The organism is Thermoproteus sp. CP80, assembly GCF_002077075.2.
GTDB lineage: Archaea > Thermoproteota > Thermoprotei > Thermoproteales > Thermoproteaceae > Thermoproteus.
The window spans coordinates 53259-73592 of the sequence record NZ_LCWM02000002.1 but is presented as its reverse complement, the minus strand read 5'-3'; the positions used below and the strand labels follow the sequence as shown (position 1 = coordinate 73592).

Sequence of the window (20334 nt, the reverse complement as noted above, 5' to 3'; positions counted from 1 at the left end):
AGGGAGCTCGTGGAGCTCCCTCTGCGCCATCCGGAGCTGTTCAAGCATCTGGGCATAGAGCCCCCTAAGGGCATCCTCCTCTTCGGGCCTCCCGGCACCGGCAAGACCCTGCTGGCCAAGGCCGTGGCCAACGAGGCCAACGCCTACTTCATCGCCATAAACGGGCCGGAGATCATGTCGAAGTACTACGGCGAGTCGGAGGCGAAGCTGAGGGAGATATTCGACGAGGCGAAGAAGAACGCCCCGGCCATAGTCTTCATCGACGAGATAGACGCCATAGCGCCCAAGAGGGAGGAGGTCACGGGCGAGGTGGAGAAGAGGGTCGTGGCGCAGCTCCTCACCCTCATGGACGGGCTGCAGGAGAGGGGGCAGATAGTGGTGATAGGCGCCACGAACCGCCCCGACGCCGTGGACCCCGCCCTGAGGAGGCCCGGAAGATTCGACAGGGAGATATGGATAAGTCCGCCCGACTTCAAGGGCCGCCTCGAGATACTCCAGATACATACCCGCAACATGCCGTTGAGCCCCGACGTGGATCTGAGGAAGCTGGCCGAGATGACCCACGGCTATACGGGGGCCGACATAGCGGCCCTGGCCAAGGAGGCCGCCATAAGGGCCCTGAGGAGGGCGATACAGGGCGGCGTGGTGGATTTAAACCAGCCGACGATACCCGCCGAGTCCCTCGAGCAGATAAAGGTCTCCATGCAGGACTTCACGGACGCCATGAAGGAGATCGTGCCCTCCGCCCTCCGCGAGATACACATAGAGGTGCCCAAGGTGCGGTGGAAGGACGTAGGTGGGCTGGTGGAGGTGAAGCAGGAGCTGAGGGAGGCGGTGGAGTGGCCTCTCAAGTACCCCCAGACGTTCAAGAAATTCGGCTTGAGGCCTCCTAAGGGCATCCTCCTCTTCGGGCCTCCCGGCACGGGGAAGACCCTCCTCGCCAAGGCTGTGGCGACCGAGTCGGGCGCGAACTTCATAGCCGTCAGAGGGCCCGAGATATTCTCCAAGTGGGTCGGCGAGTCGGAGAAGATGATCAGGGAGATATTCCAGAAGGCCAGGATGGCCGCTCCCTGCGTCGTCTTCATCGACGAGATAGACGCACTGGCCTCCGCGAGGGGCCTGGGCGCCGACGCCTTCGTCAGCGAGCGCGTGGTGGCCCAGCTGCTGGCGGAGATCGACGGCATAAGGACCCTCGAGAACGTGGTGGTGATAGGGGCGACCAACCGCCCCGATCTGGTGGATCCTGCGCTCCTCAGGCCGGGGAGGTTCGACCGCATAATCTACGTGCCTCCGCCCGACTTCAAGGCGAGGCTCGACATCTTCTTGATACATACGCGTAACGTGCCTCTGGCCAAAGACGTCGACCTGGAGGAGCTGGCCAGGAGGGCCGAGGGCTACTCCGGCGCCGACATAGAGCTGGTCGTGAGGGAGGCCACCTTCATGGCGTTGAGGGAGGATATAAACGCCAAGGAGGTGGCCATGAGGCACTTCGAGGCCGCCCTGGCGAAGGTGAAGCCCTCAATAACTCCGGACATGTTGAAGTTCTACGAGGGCTGGCTGGAGAAGGCGAGGCAGCTGCAGCCTCCCGCCAAGGCGAAGGCGACGCCTCCGCTCTATCTATGAAGAACATAACTGTGGACTTGGTGAACGACGTCATAGAGACCATCTACAAGCTGAAGAGGCAGGAGGTGATGACCTCGGAGGAGATACAGGAGTTCCTCAGGAGGGCGAGGCCCGACATAACTGAGGCCGAGATCAGAAAGGCGCTCATGGTCCTGGAGCTCTACGGGAGGATACACGTGAGGAAGCTCGTGAAGGGCGGCAAGGAGATCTATCAAGTCGTCAAGAGGCATTAGGCCGAGCCGGCGGCGGAGGCCCGGCCCCGTCGGCCTCCGCGGAGCGCGGCGGGCGGGGGACCAATATTAATATAGTGCGGCATAAGTGGCGTGGGGGTCACAGAGCTGGGGAAGCTCATACCGCCCGAGGCCAGGCGCGAGGTGAAGCTGGAGCAACTGGCGGGACGGACGGTGGCCCTCGACGCCTACAACGCCCTATATCAATTCCTTGCCTCCATAAGGCAGCCGGACGGCACCCCCCTCATGGACGGGAGGGGCAGGGTCACCAGCCACCTCAACGGGCTTTTCTATAGGACTATAAACCTAGTGGAGGCGGGGATAAGGCCCGTCTACGTCTTCGACGGGAAGCCGCCGGAGCTCAAGAGGGCCGAGATAGAGGCCAGGAGGGCGGCCAAGGAGAAGGCAAGGGAGCAGATGGAGAGGGCGGCGGCGGAGGGGAGGGCCGAGGATGTGGCCAAGTACGCCAAGAGGGTCGTCTACGTGGCGGACCGGATGGCCGAGGACGCCAAGGCCCTCCTGTCGGCGATGGGCATACCGTGGGTGCAGGCGCCGAGCGAGGGCGAGGCGCAGGCGGCGTATATGGCGGCCAAGGGCTCCGTCTGGGGCGCCGGGAGCCAGGACTACGACTCGTTGCTGTTCGGGGCGCCGAGGCTGGTCAGAAACCTCGCCGTGTCCTCCAAGAGGAAGGTCGGCGAGGAGTACGTCGAAGTCCCGCCGGAGGTCATAGAGCTGGACAAGGTCCTGAGGGCCCTCAAGCTCAAATCCAGAGAGCAGCTGGTCGACATAGCCATCCTCCTCGGCACCGACTACAACCCCGACGGAGTGCCCGGGATAGGCCCCCAGAGGGCCCTCAAGACGATTCTGGAACACGGCTCGTTGGAAAACGCCCTCAAGACCGTCCTAAAGGGCGTCCAGTGGCCCGCCGACCCCCTAGAGATCAGGCGGATTTTCCTCAACCCGCCCGCCACGGATCAATATAGGGTGGAGTTCAGGGAGCCCGACGAGGCGAAGGTCCTCGAGATATTGGTGGAGGAGCACGACTTCAGCAGAGACCGCGTGGAGAAGGGGCTGGAGCGCCTACGGCGCGCGCTGAGCAAGGCCAGGACGTCGTCCCTCGACTCCTTCTTCTAAATTTTTAAATACATAGCGTGCATAGCGCCATGAAGGCCCTGTTCGTGATAATGAGCGGCGACGAGAAGATGGACTTGGCGCTGACCCTCGCCGCGAGGTCCCTGGACGCCAGGAGGTACGAGGACTTGAAGGTCGTGTTCTTCGGCCCCAGCCAAGAGAGGCTCCTGCGCCTCCCCGAGCCCTCCAGGCAGGCCTTCGAGGCGCTTAGGTCGGCCGGCGCGGTAGACTCGGCCTGCGTGAACTACGCGAAGGCCAGGGGCATAGAGGAGGAGCTCTCCAAGGTGGTCAAGCTGATGCCCGCAGGCGAGCGCATAGCCCACTACGTCAACTCGGGGTACGTCCCCATGGTGTTTTAACGCCGCTGGACCCCAGATAGGGCGGTCGCCCAAAGCGCCGGGGGTTTTCCTCGACGTCATAGGCGTCGCCCCAGGAGCCCCGAAGGGCGGTCGCGGAGCGGCGCAGGCCCTCGGCCGTCCGAGGTGGCTGAGGCTGGGGATGCCTTGATGCCCGCCCAGGGCGGCTCGGTGAGGGCTGGATCTCGCGTCGAGGAGGGCCCAGGTCCTCCATCGGCCCTCTACCGCCACGGCGGCTTCGCCTCCGGCGACCGCGCACGACCGCACGTGCGGGCTCTCCGGATGGGCCGATGGGGCGACCGTGTTCCCGGCGATGGCGGCGGCCTCGTCCCGCCCCAAACCTCATATCCCCTAGACCGAGGCGGCCGCCCCGTCCCCCCGTATGTCGGCCACAGCGGCGAGGGAGCCCCCGCGTCTATAGGCCAGAGCCGCCACGCCGAGCCTCGACGGATATTCCACTAGGTCGACGTCTGGGCCGGCCTCGTAGCCCCTTTCCGCCTCCGCTTTCCATCCGCCGACCCAGATGAATCTAGGCGCCCAGACGACTCTCCGTATGTCCATGGAGTAGTCCACCAGGTTCTGGACCATCTGGGCGTAGATGACCGGCCTGTAGTGTCCGGCGCTGGATCCGAGAGCCGCCGTCAGGTCGCCCCTTACCGCTATGACGGCGGAGAGCGTGTGGGCCGGCCTTTTCCTCGGGGCCGGGGCGTTCGGCCCCTGGGTGAAGTCGAACGCGCGGTTGTTGAGGACGACGCCCCACCTCCCCTCCACGTAGCGAGAGCCGAACGAGTAGTATATGCTCTGGATCGCCGAGATGACCACCTCCCTGTCGGCCACGGCGAAGTAGGTGGTGTCTCCGGTGGGCATAGGCGACTCAGACTCGCCGAGCTCCACGCGCCCCAGCAACAGATCCTCCACGGGCACGGGCCCGTCGCCGAGATATCTATCCCGCGCCCAATGCGCCTTTCTGGCCGCCCTTACCACGGCCCTTATGCGCCCGTAGGAGAAGGGCTCCCGCGGAAGCCCCTCCCCGGCTAGCTTGAGGGTCAGGAGAACCGAGAAGCCGAGAGAAGGCGGCGGCGCCTCGTACAGCGTCCACCCGCGGTACTCCATCGATACTGGGTCCCTCACCTCGGCCCTATACTGGAGGATGTCGTCGCGGGAAAAGTAGCCGCCGGAAAGCGAGTCGGCAAGGGCCTCGTACAGCCCGTCCGGCCCGTGCTCGCCGTAGATCCTGTAAAGCGCGAGGAGCGGCTCGACCCTGTAGGGAGCCCCCGGCTCGCGGGGTATCGAGGCGTAGAGGGCCGCCCCCGGCCCCTCGAGCCTCGACCTAGACAGGGCCTCCGCCAGCGAGGGGTGCACCACGGCGCGCCTCTCCAGGAAGTCCACGACGTAGCCGACCAGCTTACTCCACTCCATGGAGCCCAACGCCCTATGTAGCTCCCAGAGGCCCCGACCGAAGCCCGGCACAACCGCCGAGCGGAGGCCCGACTCGGGGGGCCTTCCCGATATGCCGCCCGGCGCCCAGCCGAGGCCGAGGACGGCCTTTACCGAACCCCCTTTCTCGTAGAGCGCGAGGAAGTCGCCGCCGACGCCGTTGAGGTGGGGCAGGAGGTAGGAAAGGGCGAGCGAAACCGCGACGGCGACGTCGCCGGCGCCTCCGCCCATCTCGTGTATCTTTAGGCCCAGATAGGTGGCCTGGAAGCTCTCAGAGGCCACCGAGATGGAGGTGCCCCAGCTCATAGCGCCTTCAGCCCGCTGCCTGTCAGCACCACCACGGAGTCCTCTCCGCCCCCTCTTTTCCAGTAGCCGGCCAGCGCGGCGGCCGAGGACGGCTCCGCGAGGAGCCCCCTCCTTGCCAGCCAACGCCAGGCGCGCTCTATCTCGCCGTCGGTCACCCAGACGCAGTCGCCGTGCGTCCGCACGACCTCGGCCATCTCCGGCAATAGGGGCGGGTTGGTCGACACCAGAGCGTCGGCTATCGACGTCACTTTACCGGGCGGCTTGTACTCCTCGCCCTTTGCCGCCGCGCAGAGGGGCCTCACCTGCTCGGTCTGGACCGCCACAAGCGTCGGCATCCTGTCCACAACGCCCGAGTCGAGGAGGTGCTTGAAGCCTGCGTAAACCCCGAGAAGGAGCGTGCCCGCGGAGGTGGGGAGGTACACCTCGGCCGGCGCCTTCCCCAGATCCCTCACCAGCTCGTAGGCAAGCGTCCTTATCCCGTCTCTGAACTCGGGCCGCCAGACGTGGGACGCGTAGTAGGCGCCCGACCTCTCGGCGGACTTCGCCACGTCGTCGCGGGAGCCGGACACCCTCATCACCCTGGCCCCGTAGGCCTCTATCTGCCTCAGCTTGCCGCCGCGCGCCGTCTCGGGCACGTATATCTCCACGTCCATGCCGGCGAGAGCTCCGTAGGCGGCTATGGACGCCCCGGCGTTTCCCGACGAATCCTCGGATATCCTCTTCACGCCTCTTTCGGCAAGGGCCGATATCAGGACGGCCGACCCCCTGTCCTTGAAGCTCCCCGTGGGGTTCAGGAACTCCAGCTTGAACTTAACCCCCTCGACTTCCACCAGAGGCGTGTTGCCCTCCCCCAGGGAGATCCAGCGCCTTATGTAGGGGAAGTTCTCCCTTACCTTCTCCCTATACTGGAAGTCGACGATCACGGTAAAGGGGCCTCCGCACCTGGGGCAACGGAGCTCGTCCCCAGCCCTCTCGCGGCCGCAACGCATGCAGACGACCCTCATTGGCCCACGACGACCACCACCACACGCCGCATCCTCGGCCCGTCGAACTCGGCCAAGAACAGCTCCTGCCAGGTGCCTCTGACCACCCTGCCGGCCTTCACCGGGAAGACGTAGAACTGCTTGAACAGCGCCGAGAGGAGATGGGCATCCGCGTTGTCGTCGATCGCGTTGTGCTCGTATTCGCCCGAGGCCGGCGCCAGCCTCTCGAAGAGGGCCTCGTAGTCCCTACGTATCCTCGGCTCGTCCTCGTTGGCGAATAGGGCAGCCGTGGCGTGGGTGAGAAACGCCAGCGCTATGCCCTCCGACACGCCGGACTCGGCGACGGCGGACTCCACCTCGCCCGTTATGTTGACGAGAGCCCTCCGCGAGGAGGTCCTGACCTGGAGCTCCTTAGTGTAGACCTTCATCAACGGAAAATAGCCCCATATTAAATAGTGTATACCTCGTAGGGCAGATCCGCAAGCTCCTCGTATTCCTCCCTCGTCAAGATCACGAACTCCTTCTCCACCTCGCCTCTACGCAGGATTTCCCTCCTCTCCTCGTCGGAGAGCGCCCAGCCGCCGAGGGTGAGGGAACCCGCTATATAGGGATAGCTACGGCCGCCCCTGGACTTTGAGTACAGCCTGAATCTGATCCTCACGAGCCTCATATAAATACGCGGTCCTCGATTTAAGAAGGGCAAGAGATATTACATAGGGATTCCATTATGGAGTGCAGAGACGGCTGAGGCTAAGGGATCTCGCGGCGTTGGGACTCGCCGGGATTCTGCCGGTCGGCGCCCCCATCGGCGTGGCGCCTCTGGTTAAATACGCGGGCGAATCGGCGATATGGCCCGCGGTGCTGGGCTACGCCGCGGTGATGCTTTCCGCCGTGCCGATACTCGAATACAGCAGACTGGCGCGGTTCGCCGGCGGCTACTACGGGCTGGCCGAGCTGGGGCTGGGGCCTGTGGCCGGGAAATACACCGCGGTTGCCAACTACCTCTACTACGTGGCGTGGCAGACTCAAAACGCGCTGCAAGCCGGATGGGTGGTCTACGGCATTACGGGCAGCCTCCCCGCCTGGGCCGCCGCGGTGGTCGGCGTCCTCCTCATATCGTATGTAGGCGCCTTCTCGCCGCCCCGCCGCTACGTCGGAGGCGTGCTGGCGCCGGCCCTCGCGTTCACGACATCGATCACTCTGGCGCTCGATATATACGTCGTGGCCGTCTCGCCGTATAGATCCTGGACGCCTCTGGCGCCGATGGACTGGGGAGGCGTAGCCACGGCGACCGCCGTGCAGGGTTTCTGGATGTATGTGGGCTACGGGACGCCGCTCTTCTACAGCGAGGAGGCAGAAAACCCGGCGAGGGACGTCTGGCGCGGAGTAATCATCGCGTTATCCGCCTCGGCGGCGCTCTACGCGTTGTCCGCATACGCTGTGGTGGCCGCGGCGCCGCCAGACCGCATCGGGGCCCTGGCCGAGTCGGCCATGCCCTACGTGGACGCTTGGTCCAGCTACCTCCCCGCGTGGCTGCTCGCCGCATATCCGTTGTTCATCGCGCCGGCGGCTCTGGCCTACGGAGGCCCCGCCGGCTCCCACGCGAGGCTGCTCTGGGCCATGGCCAGAGACGGCTTTATCGAGAGCAAGCGGCTAAGGGCCCTCGACAGAGGCGGCGCGCCGAGGAACGCCGCGTTGTTCAACCTCGCGGCCTCGTCGGCGGCGGCGCTGGCGACAGCCACGGCGGCATTCGGGCGGCTGGGCGTAAGCCCCGCCTCCGCCGAGGTGGCATGGCTTCTGGCCGCCACGGCGGCCACCATCTTGTGGTATGCGCACCACATACTTCCGGAGGTGGCCCTGTACCCCTATCTGCGCAGATCTCCGGCCAAGACGGGCCGGCTGAGGGCGTTTCTCGTGGGGATAGCCGCGCCCGCAGTCGGCACGGCGATATTCGGATACACCCTCTATCTGACCGCCCTAGGCAGGGCCCAATACGCCCATGCCATCTACGCCGGGGTTGCGCTCTCGGTTGCGGCGCTCCTCTATACGCTGTGGCGCAGGGCCGCGGGCAAGCTGGGCTTGAGCACGATACGCTACTATCTCCTGGAGGCCCAGAGCCGCTGAACGTATCCTAGTGCCGACCGATGGAGGGCCGGACGAGCCGGCGGAGCCGAGAATCCGCCGATAGCCCTTGACCCAGGGGCAAGACGCCCAGCCCCAGATCGCCCCTACAACGACCCCTAGGCCCGAGATCTTGACATAGCGTCTTAAGGCCCGACCTCTCCGCAGGCCGGCCTTGCGGAGAGCCTCCTCATATCTATGTGGGGGCCGTCAGCGCCGGCGGCCGAGGCCTCCTGGGGACGGCTAGGCGACCGCGCGCCCGCATTCGCCGGGGTTGGAGCCGGATATCGAGAACCAGAAGGAGCATTCGTAGGACTGTATGGCCCGCGCGATGAATAGATACCGCGGATAGTCGTAATACCTCTCCGCTATGGACTCCGCCGCTTTCTCCATCTCGTCGTAGGGCCCGGAGAAGAGGTCCAGAAACCCAGTCGACCTGAACCCATTGGCCTTCAGCCAGGAGGAGAGCCGGGCGCACGCCTCGCCCCAGACCGGCAGATTTACCGTCATGGCGACGGCGAGATCGCCCATCGTGCCGTTCAGGGCGAGCCACGAGAGGAAGTGCGTGTAGGCGACTGCGTAGGGGTCGAGCGCCTCCCATCTGAAGGATACGCCGAGCTCCTTCGCCATCTCGGCGAGGGCTCTGGCGGCCGCGTAATCGCCGTCGACGAGCGACTTGACGAAGGAGATCTCGTCGTCGGATCTGGCCTTGGCCATCGCCGCCGAGAGCGCCTTGAGGTCGTGGGGGACGATGTAGAGCTGGTTGGCGATGAACCTCTTGACCGAGTCCAGATCGGGATTCCTCAGGACGGGCGACGCGAATACCCTCTCGTTCAGCCCGGCGATCTCGGCCCTGAGCCTGGCTATCACGCCGGCCATGTCTCCCCCCTGTAGGCCGCCTCCCAGAACGCCAGCTCGTAGAGCGCGGCTGTCCTGAACGGCCCGGAGACCTCCTCGAACGGCGGCGCCAGGCGGTCGAGGAGGGCCCTCAGCATCTCCACCAAGGCCCTATATTCCTTGGACAGATAGACGGAGGCCCATCTTCTGTAGACGGGGATCGGGTTGCCCTCCAGCAATCCCCTGTGGCTCTCTGCTATGTCTAGATAGGTCCAGAAACACGGGAGAAGCGCCGCGAGGCATTGGCCGAAGGTGCCCAGAGAACACGTCGAGGATAGGTAGGACGTGTACCCGACGTTGGTGGGGTTGGGGGCCGTCCTCACGGCGTCTGACATGGGGAGCCCCAGCTCTCCCAGCAACTTCTCGTAGTTCGCCATCTCGCCCGTGAGCTCGCCGTACGCGAGCTCCAACATGGTCCTCATGGACTCCGCGTCGGGGGCCCTCGCCGCGGCCAGCGCAAGGGCCCGAGCGAAGCCGACGAGATAGCTGTAGTCCTGCAGGACGTAATATCTGAACCTCTCCAGAGGGAGATCTCCCCTGTATATGCCCAGCACGAAGGGATGGCCCAATATGGCGCTCCACACGTCGTCGACAGAACGCCTAAGTTTCTCCGTCAGAGACATATAGCTTATGGAATTCTCATTAATAAATTTTCACAGCGGCGGCGAGGGGCCCAGGCTGGGTCGTGGCGGCCCCCTCAAGAGGGGTCGGCGCCTCGCCCCAGAGATGATTTATTAACGCGTCGGGATGGCCGTGGGCGTACTCGGCGATATGCTACGCAGAGAGCTTGAGCGCATGGGCGTCCAGCGGCTCGCCTACCCGCGTAGGTTCAAATGCGGACACCAGCCGGAGCAATGCGCCGCCGTCGGGCTGCTTCTGGGACGCTACAAGCTCTGCAGGTTCCCCGACGGCGTGGCCCTCGTGGGGTCCGGCATGCCGTGTCCAGAGCCCGTACATGTCGAGCTCAAGCCGCCCGAGTTCCCCAAGATCTATATAGATCTAGGCCTCTGGAGCATACACACGGACTCCGAGAAGAACGAGCTCGTGGAGCAGATAGCCGCCGCGATCGCCTCGGTGAGGAGGGAGCTGTGGGACGGCAACCTGGTCTTGACGCGGGCGCCGGCCGAGTTCCTCGAGAGGTTCGGCAGAGCCATGAGGGGCATGAGGCACGCAGTGGCGATAGCCGGCGGCCCGCCTCCGCAGGACGGCTTGGTGCTGGACCCCGAGGGCCCCTGCGTCGCCGACGAGGCGCTCCTGAGAGGCGCCGACGAGATCGTCGTGGGCGGCGTCGTGGACAAGGAGCGGATCTACAAGGGCGCCACGGCGCGTATAGCCGCCGAGATAGGCGTGCCCGACGGCAGGCGTTGCCGGATAGAGCTGAGGGGCTCCACGGTGGGGGTCCCCGACAGGCTCAACAAGATAATAGAGATCGTGCTCGCCGTGAGGTTCGCGGGCCTGTCCCTCGAGGAGGCCGTGATAGCGGCGCAGGCCAGGAGGGACAAGGTGTACAGGCTGATGAGGGAGTTCCAGAGGGCCGGCCGTTGCGTCGACCCGGCGCTGGCCGACGAGCTGGCGCGGTGGCTGAAGGCCGACCGCAGGGCGGTGGAGCTCGCCGCGGCGAAGGCCCACGTGGAGATCGGCTGTGAACCTATATAAACTCCGGCGGTTGCGAGGACATGAGGATAGCGATACTGGTGGACAACTACCTAACCCAGCTCTCTTCCCTCAGGCTGAGGCTCCTCGGCGAGTGGGGCTTCTCGGCCTACGTCTACGACTGGAGGATACTCTACGACGCCGGGCTCTCGGGAACCGCCTTGCTCAACAACATGAGGGCTCTCGGCATATCTCCAGACGATCCCGACGTCTTGGTGCTCAGCCACAGGCACATAGACCACACCGGAGGAGTCAGGAAGCTCCTCGACGCGAGGTCCAGGCCGCTGACCGTCGTGGCCCACGAGAACCTCTTCGCGAAGGCCTACGCAAAGGACGAGGTGGGGGAGGTGGAGATAGGGGTGGACTTCACCCGCGCCTTCCTAGAGTCCAAGGGCGCGAAGCTGGTCTTGGTGAGGGAGCCCTACGAGATCGCCGAAGGCGTATGGGCCTCGGGCGAAATACCGAGGAGCTGGGGGCCCTCGCACACCGGGGCCGTCTCGGATCTCGTGCCCGACGACATGGCTCTCTACATAAGGCACCCCAAGGGGCTCGTCGCCCTCACCGGTTGCGGCCACGCCGGCGTGGAGAACATAGTGGAGTACGGCTTGAGGGTAACGGGCGCCGACAAGCTCCACGCAGTCATCGGCGGGCTCCACTTCATGGGGCTGCCCGAGGCCAGGGTTAGGGAGGCCGCGGAGTACCTCAAGGCCAGAGGCCCCGGCCTGGTCGTAGGCACCCACTGCACCGGCGTGTCCGGGATAGCCGCGTTGCAGGCGGCTTTGCCCGGGGCGGCCAGGGCGGGGGGAGCCGGCGCCGTCTTCGAGATATAGCTATTTAAGAGGCGCGTCTTCTCCGGCAATGTATCCGCTGGACGTCGAGAAGGCCAACTCTGTCATCTGGGAGTCGGAGCCCTTGATGGCGTTCATCGGGTACAGAATAACCGAGGTGTCGCAGGGCAGGGCCTGCGCCGAGTTCGGCCACGGCAGGAACGTCCAGAGGCTGGGCGGGGTGCTCCACGGCGGCGTTATAGCGGCCGTGCTCGACGAGACTCTCGGCATGGCCGTCCTCACGGTCAACGACGGGACGGATCAGGTCACGGTGGAGCTCAAGGTCAACTTCCTGGAGGTCGGGAGGGAGGGGCCCTACAGGGTCTGCGGACAGGTGGTTAGGAGGGGCGGGAGGCTCGTCGCGGCCGAGGGCGAGGTGAGGGACGCCTCGGGGAGGCTCATAGCGAAGGCCCTGGGGACTTGGTACATCTTGAGGCGCGAGGTGGGCGCCGGCAGATGAGGGCCACCCTCGGCATATTGGCCCTGACCGCCCTCGGCTACGCCGTCGGCCTCGCCGTCTACGCGACGGACCCGACGTTGCTCCCGTACCTAGTCCTCTACAACAGGGCGGTGCTCTCCGGCTACTACTACGAGCTGGTGACCGGCATGTTCGTCACGCCGTCTTTCATCGACTTCCTTCTGAACGCCGTGTCGCTCTACGCCATATATATTATCTTCGGCAGCGAGGCCGGCAACTACGAATACGCCGTCTTCCTCGCGTCGGGCGTCCTGGGCAACGTCCTGACGGTTCTCCTATATCCGCCGTACACGATGTCGGCGGGCGCCTCGGGCGGCATCTTCGGCATCCTCGCCTTCTATATAGCCAGAGGGATGGCGACCACGCGCGAGATCAGCTGGGTGGGGCTGGCGTTTCTGGCCGCAGTATTCCTCACCTCCTCGATACTGCCCAACGCGAACTACGTCGCCCACCTGGGAGGCATAATCGGAGGCCTCCTGATGGGGACGCTGGAGCCCCGCAGAGCGGCGCGCTGAGCCTCCCCGCGGAGCCCCGCCGGCAGACATGGAGGAAATAGGCCCGCCGCCGCGTCTGCGGCGCCTGGAGCCCGCGGCTACGCGCCGCCGTGGATCAAACGGTATATCTCCTCGGGCGTCACCGGCGTCGACCTCAGCCTCACCCGCCTTCCGGCGGCCCTCCTTATGGCGTCCTCCAGCGCCCTTATCGTCGCGGCTGCCGAGGCGACTGTAGGCGCCTCGCCTACGCCCTTGGTGCCCGTCGGGTGGTCCGATCTGTGGGGCGTCTCGGCGAAGTGCGGTTCGTATCTCGGGGCCTCGACAGCCTTGGGCACGTGGTAGAACGCGAAGTTGGGAGTGGCCAGACTGCCGTCTTGATCGTAGACGACCTGCTCGTAGAGCACTTGGGAGATCCCCTGAAGCGCCCCTCCATGTATCTGGCCCTCCGCCAGCAGCGGGTTCACCACGACCCCTATGTCGTCGTAGGACCTGTACAGAAGGGGCCTGGCGATGCCGGTCTCAGGATCCAGCTCCACCTCGACGACGCCGACGCCGTAGGGAAACGTCGGCCTGGCCCTATACACCTCCATGGCCTCCAGCTGGGCCTTGACCTTGCCCCTGTAGACCGCCTCCACGATCTCCCCAACCGTCGCGGACTTGTCGCCAGATCTGAACACTCCCTCGGAATAGGTCGCGGGGCCTCCCAGAAGCTCCTCGGCGGCCTTCCTGAGCTCGTCCAACAGGCGCCTCGCGGCCAGCACGGCGGCGGAGCCGCCGGCCGTGAGGGACCTGCTCCCGTCTGTGCCCACGCCGTCGGGCACCACGTCCGTGTCGCCCCAGACCACCCTCACGCGCTCTATAGGTATCTGGAGCTCGTCGGCGACGAGCTGCGCTATGCCTGTGGCGTCCCCCTGGCCGTGGGGCGCGATGCCCACAGCCACGGTGAAGCTCCCGTCCCTCTCGGCCCTGACTATCGCCACCTCGTGTCCGTAGGTCGTAATCTCTATGTAGAACGACATGCCGACGCCCAGAACTCTGCCCTCCGCCCTCGCCGCCTCCGCCCTTCTAACTAGATCGTAGTAGCCCGTGGCCGCCACCCCTCTCTCCAGCCCGGCCAGATATTCGCCGGAATCGTAATGCAGGCCGAGCGGGTTGTCGTAGGGGCCGGCGGGCACCAAGTTCCTCCTCCTCACCTCGACGGGGTCGAGCCCCGTCTCGTCGGCTATCAGGTCCATTATCCTCTCTATGAATAAGGTCGCCTCAGGCCGCCCGGCGCCTCTGTAGGGCCCCAACGGCGGCTTGTTGGTCAAGACGGACACGGCGTCTACGTCGAGGTCCACGACCTTGTAGGCTCCCGGCAACATAGTGGCGGCTGTGGAGGCCAGGTCGAAGCCGAACCAGTCGTATGCGCCGGCGTCGGCTATGACCTCCCCCTTCACGGCCTTGAGCACGCCGTCCCTCGTGAAGCCGGCCTTGTACCTAAGCACAAGCCCCCTGCCGTACGTCGTCACCTTGAAGTCCTCGCTCCTCGTGGCTATCCACTTGACGGGCCTCCTCAGGGCCATGGCCGCCGCGGCCACTCTGACCTCCTCCGGATATACCTGTATCTTGGAGCCGAAGGCGCCGCCGACGTCGGGCTGGACCACGCGGACGGCGGCCAGCGGCACGTCGAGGCTTCTGGCCACCTCGCGCCTGACCACATGCGGCTTCTGGGTCGAGTCGTATATCAGAAGGGTCCTGCCGTCGTGGGCCGCCACGACTCCGTGGGGCTCCATGGCCGAGGGCACCACTCTGCCCGTGGAGAGCTCCTCCTCGACCAACCTGTCCGAGGATGCGAGGGCCCGCTCGACGTCGCCCGAGGCGTATTTCTCCCTATGCGACACGTTGGTGCCCAGAGACTCGTCGACTAGGGGCGCCCCCGGCTCCATGGCCTTTATCGGGTCCACGACGGCCGGAAGCGGCTCGTAGTCCACGTACACCCTCTCCAGGGCGTCGTAGAGGGCGTATCTGTCCGCGGCCACAACCATGGCGACGGCCTCCCCCTGGTATCTGACCTTGCCGCCTGGCGCGAAGTCGAAGGGCTTGCCCGACTGCGGCGTGAAGACCGCCACGACGCCGGGCATCGAGGACGCCTCGGACGCGTCCACCCGCCTCACCCTGGCGTGGGCGTAGGGCGACCTGACGAAGCCCGCGTGGAGCATCCCGGGCAGCTCTATGTCGTCGACATAGCGGGCCTGTCCGTACAGCAGGTGGTAGTCCTCCAGCCTCGCCAGCGGTCTGCCGACGTGCCTCATGGCCCCGCCGACCTGACGGCCTCCACTATGTTCTGGTACCCGGTGCATCTGCAGAGGACGCCGCTGATCCCTTCGCGTATCTCCTCCTCAGTGGGCCTCGGCCTCTCCCTCAGGAGGGCGTAGGAGGCCATCAACATGCCCGATGTGCAGTAGCCGCATTGGAGCGCGTGGCGTTCGTGGAAGGCCCGCTTGAGCCTCTCCATGAGGTCGTCGCTGTGGTCGGCCGTTATTATCTCGGAGCCGTCGACCTGCACGGCGAGCAGGTTGCAGCTCTTGACCGGCCTCCCGTCGAGCAGCACGGTGCACGCGCCGCAGTGGCCGGTGTCGCATCCAACCCTCACGCTCTTTATGCCCAGGTCGTCCCTCAGGAAGTGGACAAGGAGCCTCCGCGGCTCCACGTCGCGCTCGTACCACACCCCGTTGACCTTGACCTTGATCCTCATAGCCCCAACGCCCTCCTCAACGCCCTTCTGGCCGCAACGCCGGCCATGGCCCTTCTGTACTCGGCCGAAGCCCTTACGTCCGACACCGGCTCGACCTCCCTCGAGGCCGCCTCGGCGACCTCCGCCAGGAGATCCCCGGCGATCTTCCTCCCCCGGATTGCCTCCTCCGCCTTCCTGAGCCTGACCGGCTTGAGCCCCACGCCGGTGGCGGCGAGCCTAACCTCCTCCACCACGCCGTCTTTGGCCCAGACGGCCGCGGCGACGCCGGCTATGGCGAAGTCGTTGTGGGTCTTGGCTATCTTGACGTAGGAAGCCCTGGGGGGACATCGGGGTATGGACACCTCCACTATCAATTCGCCCTGCTGCAACGCCGTGGAGTAGGGCCCTTGGAAGAACTCCTCGGCCGGCACCTCTCGGAGGCCCGACGGGCCTCTGGCCTTGACGACGGCGCCTAGGGCCAACACGACGGCGGGCCAGTCCGCGGCCGGATCCGCGTGTGCGAGGCTACCGCCTATGGTGCCCATGGACCTTATCTGGGGATCCCCTATCTGCCTCGCCGCCTCCGGGAGGACCCCGCAGGGGCCCGCCCACCTCTCCAGCTCGGCGTGCGTGGCCAGAGCCCCCACGGCCAAGCCGTCCCCGGCCTGCCTGACGTATCGGAGCTCCTTGAGCCTCCCGATGTCGACAAGCTTGCTGGGAGCCGCCGCGCGCAGCTTGAGGAGCGGTATCAAGCTCTGCCCGCCCGCGAGGGCCTTGGCGTTGGGGTCCTCCGACAGGATATCGACGGCCTCATCTATAGAGGAGGCGCGGATGTAGTCGAACTGGGGCGGTATCATTGGGCCACGGCCGGCTATCCGCTTTTAAGCGTTTCGCTACTCCATGGACAGAACCGTCTTTACGTCGTCGTGGGTCCAGCTGTAGGCCTCCTGGTAGTTCCCCAGAGAGGCCGTCTTGGTTATCAGCCTCCTGGGCCAGCCGCCGAAGCGCTCGTCGGCCTCCCTGAGGTGCCTCAAGGCCGCCTCGAAGTGCCTAAGCCCGGCGTTGACGGAGCCCACCACCAGCTTGTTGTTGAGGACCGCCTCGGTGAGGAGCCGGCCCACGTCGTCGAGCCGGCCGCCGGGCGGGTAGACCCCCAGGAGCACCTCGACCCCGCCGGGGCCGAGCACCTCCACGCCCTCCAGCGCCATCGCCGGGGCCCCCGTCGCCTCGATGACCAGATCGTACGTCCCCGAGATCTTCTCGTGGGCCGCGTCCACGTAGGTCCCGCCTAGCTCCTTGACGAGCCTCGCCTTCAAGCTGTCGGGAGGTCTCGTCGCGACCGCGGTCACGGACAGCCCGGCGAGCCTCAAGACCATGGACGCCAGAAGTCCCACCGGGCCTGCGCCCAGCACCAGCGCCGTCTCGGGCCTTCTGCCGAGCCTCGACTGGTATAGGCCCAGCCCCAGCTCGACGCCCTTCTCGACCACGGAGAGCGGCTCAGTCAGCACCGCCACGTCCGCCGCCTCCTTGGGCACCTTGACGAGATAGGCGGCGTCAGTCACGGAGAACTCGGCCGCGTGGCCGTGGAGGCCCCATATGCCGTGCTCCAGATACCGACCCACGGGGCAGTAGTCCACCGGCAAGCCGCAGTTCAGAGGCCTCCTGACCGTGGGGACGACCAAATCGCCAACCGACACGTTGTCCACGCCCGGCCCCAGCTCGGCCACCTCGGCCAGCGCCTCGTGCCCCAGAATCAAGTAGTCGCTGCCCTCGGGCGCCTTGCCGTACTTCCCCTCTATAATCTCCTTGTCGGTCCCGCACACGCCGACCTTAAGCGGCTTGAGGAGGACCTGCCCGGGCCCCGGAGAGGGCTTAGGGACCTCCCTAAGCCTCAGGGACTCGGGGACCCCGGGGATCACGGTGACCGCCTTCATGCCCCAACACACCCCCAATATAAATTATGCTCCGCCGCGCCGCCCTCCCGGACGGACACGCGCCGTCCGCATACGGCCCGTAGCCGTAACAGGCCTCCCGCGGCCGGTCGAGGACGGCAGGTCGGCCGTGAGGGAATCCGAGGAGGTCTGGCCGCCGTGAGGAGGGAGTTCTGGGCCGGTGGAGGCCCAGGAGAAACGGCTGGCCGCGGGAGCCGCTACTGGCTCGGCGCCGCCGGCGGCGTCCACCGAGAGGCTTCCCGGTAGGCCAGCATCTCCGTGATATATTCTGCGAACAGCACGAGGGCCGCCAGCACGCCTGCCGCGACCGAAAAGATGATGAGCGAGAGGACGAGGCCTATAATATATAGTATAAATGAGATATGAAAGTATCCAATCTTTGTATATTTATGCATATCGTAGAGAAATATTATACGAGCAATATCAATGATAAGCCCAATTATTACAGCTATTGCGAACAACACAAGCAACGGCGCGGCCGCCGTGATCATGCCCAGCCAGGCGGGGTATTCCGCTGGATAGCCCATATCGTAATATACAGCGGAAGGGATGGATATTACGGCGATGGGTACGGCGACTAGGGCCAGCACGATCTCCACGATGGGCCCCCACGCCAGCCACCAAGCCCACTTGAAGCCGAGCCTGTGGAGCGCCCTATATCCCCTGAATATGTAGAGGAAGAACACGGCGATGAGCACTATCGCTATAGCGATGACGACCGCCAGAAGCGCGAAAAACGCACCGATCGCGACCTCCTCCTGTCCGGCGGGCGGCGGCTGAGACCCCGTTACGTGATACGGCGGAGGCTCCGCTACGAAATGCGCCGGCGCGAGGATTAGAAGCGCGGCGACGGTCACCGCCACGACCAGGGCTATAGTCAAAATCAATGAATATAGATAGCCCTTATAGAGGGCTCTATTGGCCTCTTGGAAGTTCATATATATTTTGGAACTATATCTTTTTAAGGTTTATGCTTAAACGTAGCCGGCCGCCTCCGCCGGGCTACCGCGACCCAGAGGGCCGCGGCGCCTAGCGCCAGGGCCGATGCCGCTAGGTAGTACTGCGTGACGAATTGGTACATGGGCCACGCGTAGTGCACGTAGGCCGAGAGGGCTGTCGACGCGGCCGATATGCCGGCGGACGCATACAGCGCGGCCTTTCTGCGGAGCGCCGCCGCCACCGCCAGAGCCGCTATGGAGAGCGCCGCCAGCCAGGGCAGGACGCCCAGCCCAGGCGCCCTGTAGACGTCGGCGTAGCTGGCGTATCTGGGGACCGTCGCCATGTAGCCGTAATGTACGGGGTACTGGAGGGGCAACGGGTACGTCCAGTTGTCGACGTCCAGCGGGGGTCTCGGCGGCGCCGAGAAGTTGAAGGCGGCCAGCAGGCCGGGCAGGTCGCTGTTGGCCACCTCCTGCGTGAGGTAGGGCAGGCCCCAGTTGTAGTCCACGAACGCCAGTATCGTGTAGTCGCTGATAGTGTCGTTGTCCACGTAGCCCTCCTTGGCGTACGGCGAGACCACTATCAACGGCACCCTTTGGCCCAGGCCGAACACGTCGACGGCGGGCGGCGCGACCTGGTCGTAGAAGCCTCCGCCTTCGTCGAAGGTTATGAATACAGCTGTGGAGTTCCAGCAGGGACTGCGCTCGACGGCATCCACGAGCTTCAAGACGGCGAGGGCGCCCGCGGTGGCGTTGTGAGGCGGATGCATGTCGTAGGAGTCGTCGGAGCCGCCGAAGAACATGACCCAGGATACCGCCGGTATGGAGCAGTTGCCGAGCTTCGCAATGAAGTCGCGGTAGTCGCCGTAGTGGCTCTCGTACTTCTCTGCGCCCGAGAAGGCGGTCAGAGGGTAGGGCACGCCTCCTCCGTAGCCGTACACGTAGTAGCCCCAGGACACGCCGGCCTCCTCCAGCTGGTACATGACGGACTCGTTGAAGGGCACCGCGGCCACGGCGCTGTCGGTGTAGAAGCCGGGCGGCCTCCCCATCAGGTCGGCCACCCTGTTGGGCTCGGTCAGGCCCAGCACGGGCGCGAAGAAGTCGTCGGCGAGGACGTACTCCTCCGCGAGGTCCCAGAGGGGCCAGGCCTGCTGGTAGGAGAGATACGCCAGGGACTGCCGCCCCGAGTAGAACGCGAATCCCACGGGCTTCCCGAACCAATAGTCGCCGTGGTACTGCGTCCAGCCCTCCGACGGGTTCTCCTCGACGGCCGACCCGACGTAGTAGGGGTGGCTCGAGCCCAGCCAGGGCGCCCACGGGACGTTGGGGACGGATATCCACGGGATCTCGGCGCAGCTGCGCTCCAGCTGGGAGTAGTTGTCGTATAGGCCGTAGGGCCACATGACGGACAGGGTGACGTTGTTGACTATCGGCGGGCATCCGAAGGGGTAGATGCCGAAGAGGTTGTCGAACGCTCTATTCTCCTCGACTACGATGACCACGTGGCCTATGGGCGTGGCCGTAGCGAGCGCAAGCGCCGCCAGGAGGGGCAGGAGGACCGCCGCGGCCTTCATCACCACATGTGCGGCTCCGCCTCCCCCCTCGCGGCTATCCTCAGCCGCTCAACGCCGCCGACCCTCTTGACTATCTCGGCCACAGACCTCGGCACCAGCTCCTCCCAGCCAGGGTCGCCGGCCAGCATGAGCTCGCGGACCCTCGTCGAGGTGTACCTCTCCCTGTCGAACATGGGCTGCCGCCGCACCTCGTAGCCCGCGTCTCTGAACAACATGGCCACGAAGGGATTGCCGGTGTAGACCGCATCGAAGGGAGGCGCGTAGGACCTCACGCGCCCCAGCCACTCCGCGTTGTTCTCCACGTTGGGTATAGGTATTATCACCACCCTCGAGAGGTCGACGCCCCCCTCCCTGAGCCCCTCCCTCAGCATCCAGATCCTCTCGCCGGCCGTGAAGGGGTCCTTCGGTATGTAGTTGAACTGGGCCGACCCCACCGATATCACGAGCTCGTCGACCTCGTCCAATATCGCCCTGACGGCCTTGACGTGGCCCCAGTGCGGCGGCTGGAACCTCCCGGGGAACAACGCGCGCATATAGATAAGTAAAGGCCACTTTATATAGCTCGCGCCCTCGTCGAACGGCTCGACGAGGCGGCGAAGCGTCGACGCGGCGCGGAGG

Annotated in this window: 22 protein-coding genes; 9 read left to right on the top strand and 13 right to left on the bottom strand. The window is 65.3% G+C overall.

The features are described from left to right. The 4 genes from B7L68_RS00810 to B7L68_RS00795 form a co-directional block, all read left to right on the top strand. On the top strand, positions 1 to 1623 hold a 1623-nt coding region (locus B7L68_RS00810; RefSeq protein ID WP_081245779.1), incomplete at its 5' end, for a CDC48 family AAA ATPase. Further along, positions 1620 to 1856, top strand: coding sequence for a hypothetical protein (locus B7L68_RS00805; protein ID WP_081245778.1), 237 nt, complete (start codon positions 1620 to 1622; stop codon positions 1854 to 1856). The genes B7L68_RS00810 and B7L68_RS00805, both read left to right, overlap by 4 nt. Positions 1857 to 1946: 90 nt before the next feature. Beyond that, positions 1947 to 2987: a flap endonuclease-1 gene (gene fen, locus B7L68_RS00800; RefSeq protein ID WP_081245777.1), complete on the top strand. Its 1041-nt coding sequence runs from the start codon at positions 1947 to 1949 to the stop codon at positions 2985 to 2987. A gap of 29 nt (positions 2988 to 3016) precedes the next feature. Beyond that, positions 3017 to 3343 (top strand): DsrE family protein, encoded by a 327-nt coding sequence (locus B7L68_RS00795; protein WP_081245776.1) that lies wholly within the window; start codon positions 3017 to 3019, stop codon positions 3341 to 3343. A gap of 348 nt (positions 3344 to 3691) precedes the next feature. On the opposite strand, the gene B7L68_RS00790 is transcribed toward B7L68_RS00795, so the two are convergent. Genes B7L68_RS00790 through B7L68_RS00775 form a run of 4 tightly spaced genes read right to left on the bottom strand, consistent with a single transcriptional unit; the run spans position 3692 to position 6736 of the window. Further along, complete coding sequence (locus B7L68_RS00790; RefSeq protein WP_081245775.1) at positions 3692 to 5083, bottom strand: gamma-glutamyltransferase; 1392 nt, start codon at positions 5081 to 5083, stop codon at positions 3692 to 3694. Then, positions 5080 to 6087, bottom strand: a complete 1008-nt coding sequence (locus B7L68_RS00785; RefSeq protein ID WP_081245774.1) for a pyridoxal-phosphate dependent enzyme — start codon at positions 6085 to 6087, stop codon at positions 5080 to 5082. The genes B7L68_RS00790 and B7L68_RS00785 overlap by 4 nt, the downstream gene beginning before the upstream one ends. Beyond that, positions 6084 to 6494 (bottom strand): secondary thiamine-phosphate synthase enzyme YjbQ, encoded by a 411-nt coding sequence (locus B7L68_RS00780; RefSeq protein ID WP_081245773.1) that lies wholly within the window; start codon positions 6492 to 6494, stop codon positions 6084 to 6086. The genes B7L68_RS00785 and B7L68_RS00780 overlap by 4 nt, the downstream gene beginning before the upstream one ends. 20 nt (positions 6495 to 6514) lie before the next feature. Next, on the bottom strand, positions 6515 to 6736 hold the full coding sequence (locus tag B7L68_RS00775; protein ID WP_081245772.1) for a hypothetical protein: 222 nt from the start codon (positions 6734 to 6736) through the stop codon (positions 6515 to 6517). Positions 6737 to 6798: 62 nt separating this feature from the next. On the opposite strand from B7L68_RS00775, the gene B7L68_RS00770 reads away from it, so the two are divergent. Further along, positions 6799 to 8190 carry an APC family permease gene (locus B7L68_RS00770; protein ID WP_081245771.1) on the top strand — a complete coding sequence of 464 codons (1392 nt, stop codon included), beginning with the start codon at positions 6799 to 6801 and terminating at the stop codon, positions 8188 to 8190. Between the two features lie 240 nt (positions 8191 to 8430). Here the strand turns inward: B7L68_RS00770 and B7L68_RS00765 are convergent, their stop codons facing one another. Beyond that, positions 8431 to 9066, bottom strand: coding sequence for a TenA family transcriptional regulator (locus tag B7L68_RS00765; RefSeq protein WP_081245770.1), 636 nt, complete (start codon positions 9064 to 9066; stop codon positions 8431 to 8433). Next, entirely contained in the window at positions 9054 to 9707 is a 654-nt protein-coding gene (gene tenA / locus B7L68_RS00760; RefSeq protein ID WP_081245769.1) for a thiaminase II, read from the bottom strand. Before tenA ends, B7L68_RS00765 begins: the two co-directional genes overlap by 13 nt. A gap of 124 nt (positions 9708 to 9831) precedes the next feature. Here tenA and B7L68_RS00755 point away from each other — a divergent pair, with 124 nt between their 5' ends. Genes B7L68_RS00755 through B7L68_RS00740 form a run of 4 tightly spaced genes read left to right on the top strand, consistent with a single transcriptional unit; the run spans position 9832 to position 12557 of the window. Continuing rightward, positions 9832 to 10740 carry a tRNA (guanine-N1)-methyltransferase gene (locus tag B7L68_RS00755; RefSeq protein WP_238136254.1) on the top strand — a complete coding sequence of 303 codons (909 nt, stop codon included), beginning with the start codon at positions 9832 to 9834 and terminating at the stop codon, positions 10738 to 10740. A 20-nt stretch (positions 10741 to 10760) separates the two neighbouring features. Then, a complete protein-coding gene (locus B7L68_RS00750) occupies positions 10761 to 11567 on the top strand; it encodes an MBL fold metallo-hydrolase (protein WP_081245768.1) in 807 nt (268 codons plus the stop codon). A 28-nt stretch (positions 11568 to 11595) separates the two neighbouring features. Beyond that, positions 11596 to 12024 (top strand): PaaI family thioesterase, encoded by a 429-nt coding sequence (locus B7L68_RS00745; protein ID WP_081245767.1) that lies wholly within the window; start codon positions 11596 to 11598, stop codon positions 12022 to 12024. Then, positions 12021 to 12557 (top strand): rhomboid family intramembrane serine protease, encoded by a 537-nt coding sequence (locus tag B7L68_RS00740; protein WP_081245766.1) that lies wholly within the window; start codon positions 12021 to 12023, stop codon positions 12555 to 12557. The genes B7L68_RS00745 and B7L68_RS00740 overlap by 4 nt, the downstream gene beginning before the upstream one ends. A 77-nt stretch (positions 12558 to 12634) precedes the next feature. Here the strand turns inward: B7L68_RS00740 and cutA are convergent, their stop codons facing one another. From cutA to B7L68_RS00705, 7 genes are all read right to left on the bottom strand, one after another. Further along, complete coding sequence (gene cutA / locus B7L68_RS00735) at positions 12635 to 14830, bottom strand: glyceraldehyde dehydrogenase subunit alpha (protein WP_081245765.1); 2196 nt, start codon at positions 14828 to 14830, stop codon at positions 12635 to 12637. Continuing rightward, positions 14827 to 15273, bottom strand: a complete 447-nt coding sequence (locus B7L68_RS00730; RefSeq protein ID WP_081245764.1) for a (2Fe-2S)-binding protein — start codon at positions 15271 to 15273, stop codon at positions 14827 to 14829. The genes cutA and B7L68_RS00730 overlap by 4 nt, the downstream gene beginning before the upstream one ends. Continuing rightward, positions 15270 to 16109, bottom strand: coding sequence for a glyceraldehyde dehydrogenase subunit beta (cutB, locus tag B7L68_RS00725; protein ID WP_081245763.1), 840 nt, complete (start codon positions 16107 to 16109; stop codon positions 15270 to 15272). The genes B7L68_RS00730 and cutB overlap by 4 nt, the downstream gene beginning before the upstream one ends. 36 nt (positions 16110 to 16145) lie before the next feature. Continuing rightward, a complete protein-coding gene (locus B7L68_RS00720; protein ID WP_081245762.1) occupies positions 16146 to 17186 on the bottom strand; it encodes a glucose 1-dehydrogenase in 1041 nt (346 codons plus the stop codon). Between the two features lie 215 nt (positions 17187 to 17401). Continuing rightward, positions 17402 to 18142 (bottom strand): hypothetical protein, encoded by a 741-nt coding sequence (locus tag B7L68_RS00715; RefSeq protein ID WP_081245761.1) that lies wholly within the window; start codon positions 18140 to 18142, stop codon positions 17402 to 17404. Positions 18143 to 18165: 23 nt separating this feature from the next. Then, positions 18166 to 19716 carry an alkaline phosphatase family protein gene (locus B7L68_RS00710; protein ID WP_081245760.1) on the bottom strand — a complete coding sequence of 517 codons (1551 nt, stop codon included), beginning with the start codon at positions 19714 to 19716 and terminating at the stop codon, positions 18166 to 18168. Further along, positions 19716 to 20249, bottom strand: a complete 534-nt coding sequence (locus tag B7L68_RS00705; protein WP_081245759.1) for a nicotinamide-nucleotide adenylyltransferase — start codon at positions 20247 to 20249, stop codon at positions 19716 to 19718. Before B7L68_RS00705 ends, B7L68_RS00710 begins: the two co-directional genes overlap by 1 nt. Between the last annotated feature and the right edge of the window lie 85 nt (positions 20250 to 20334).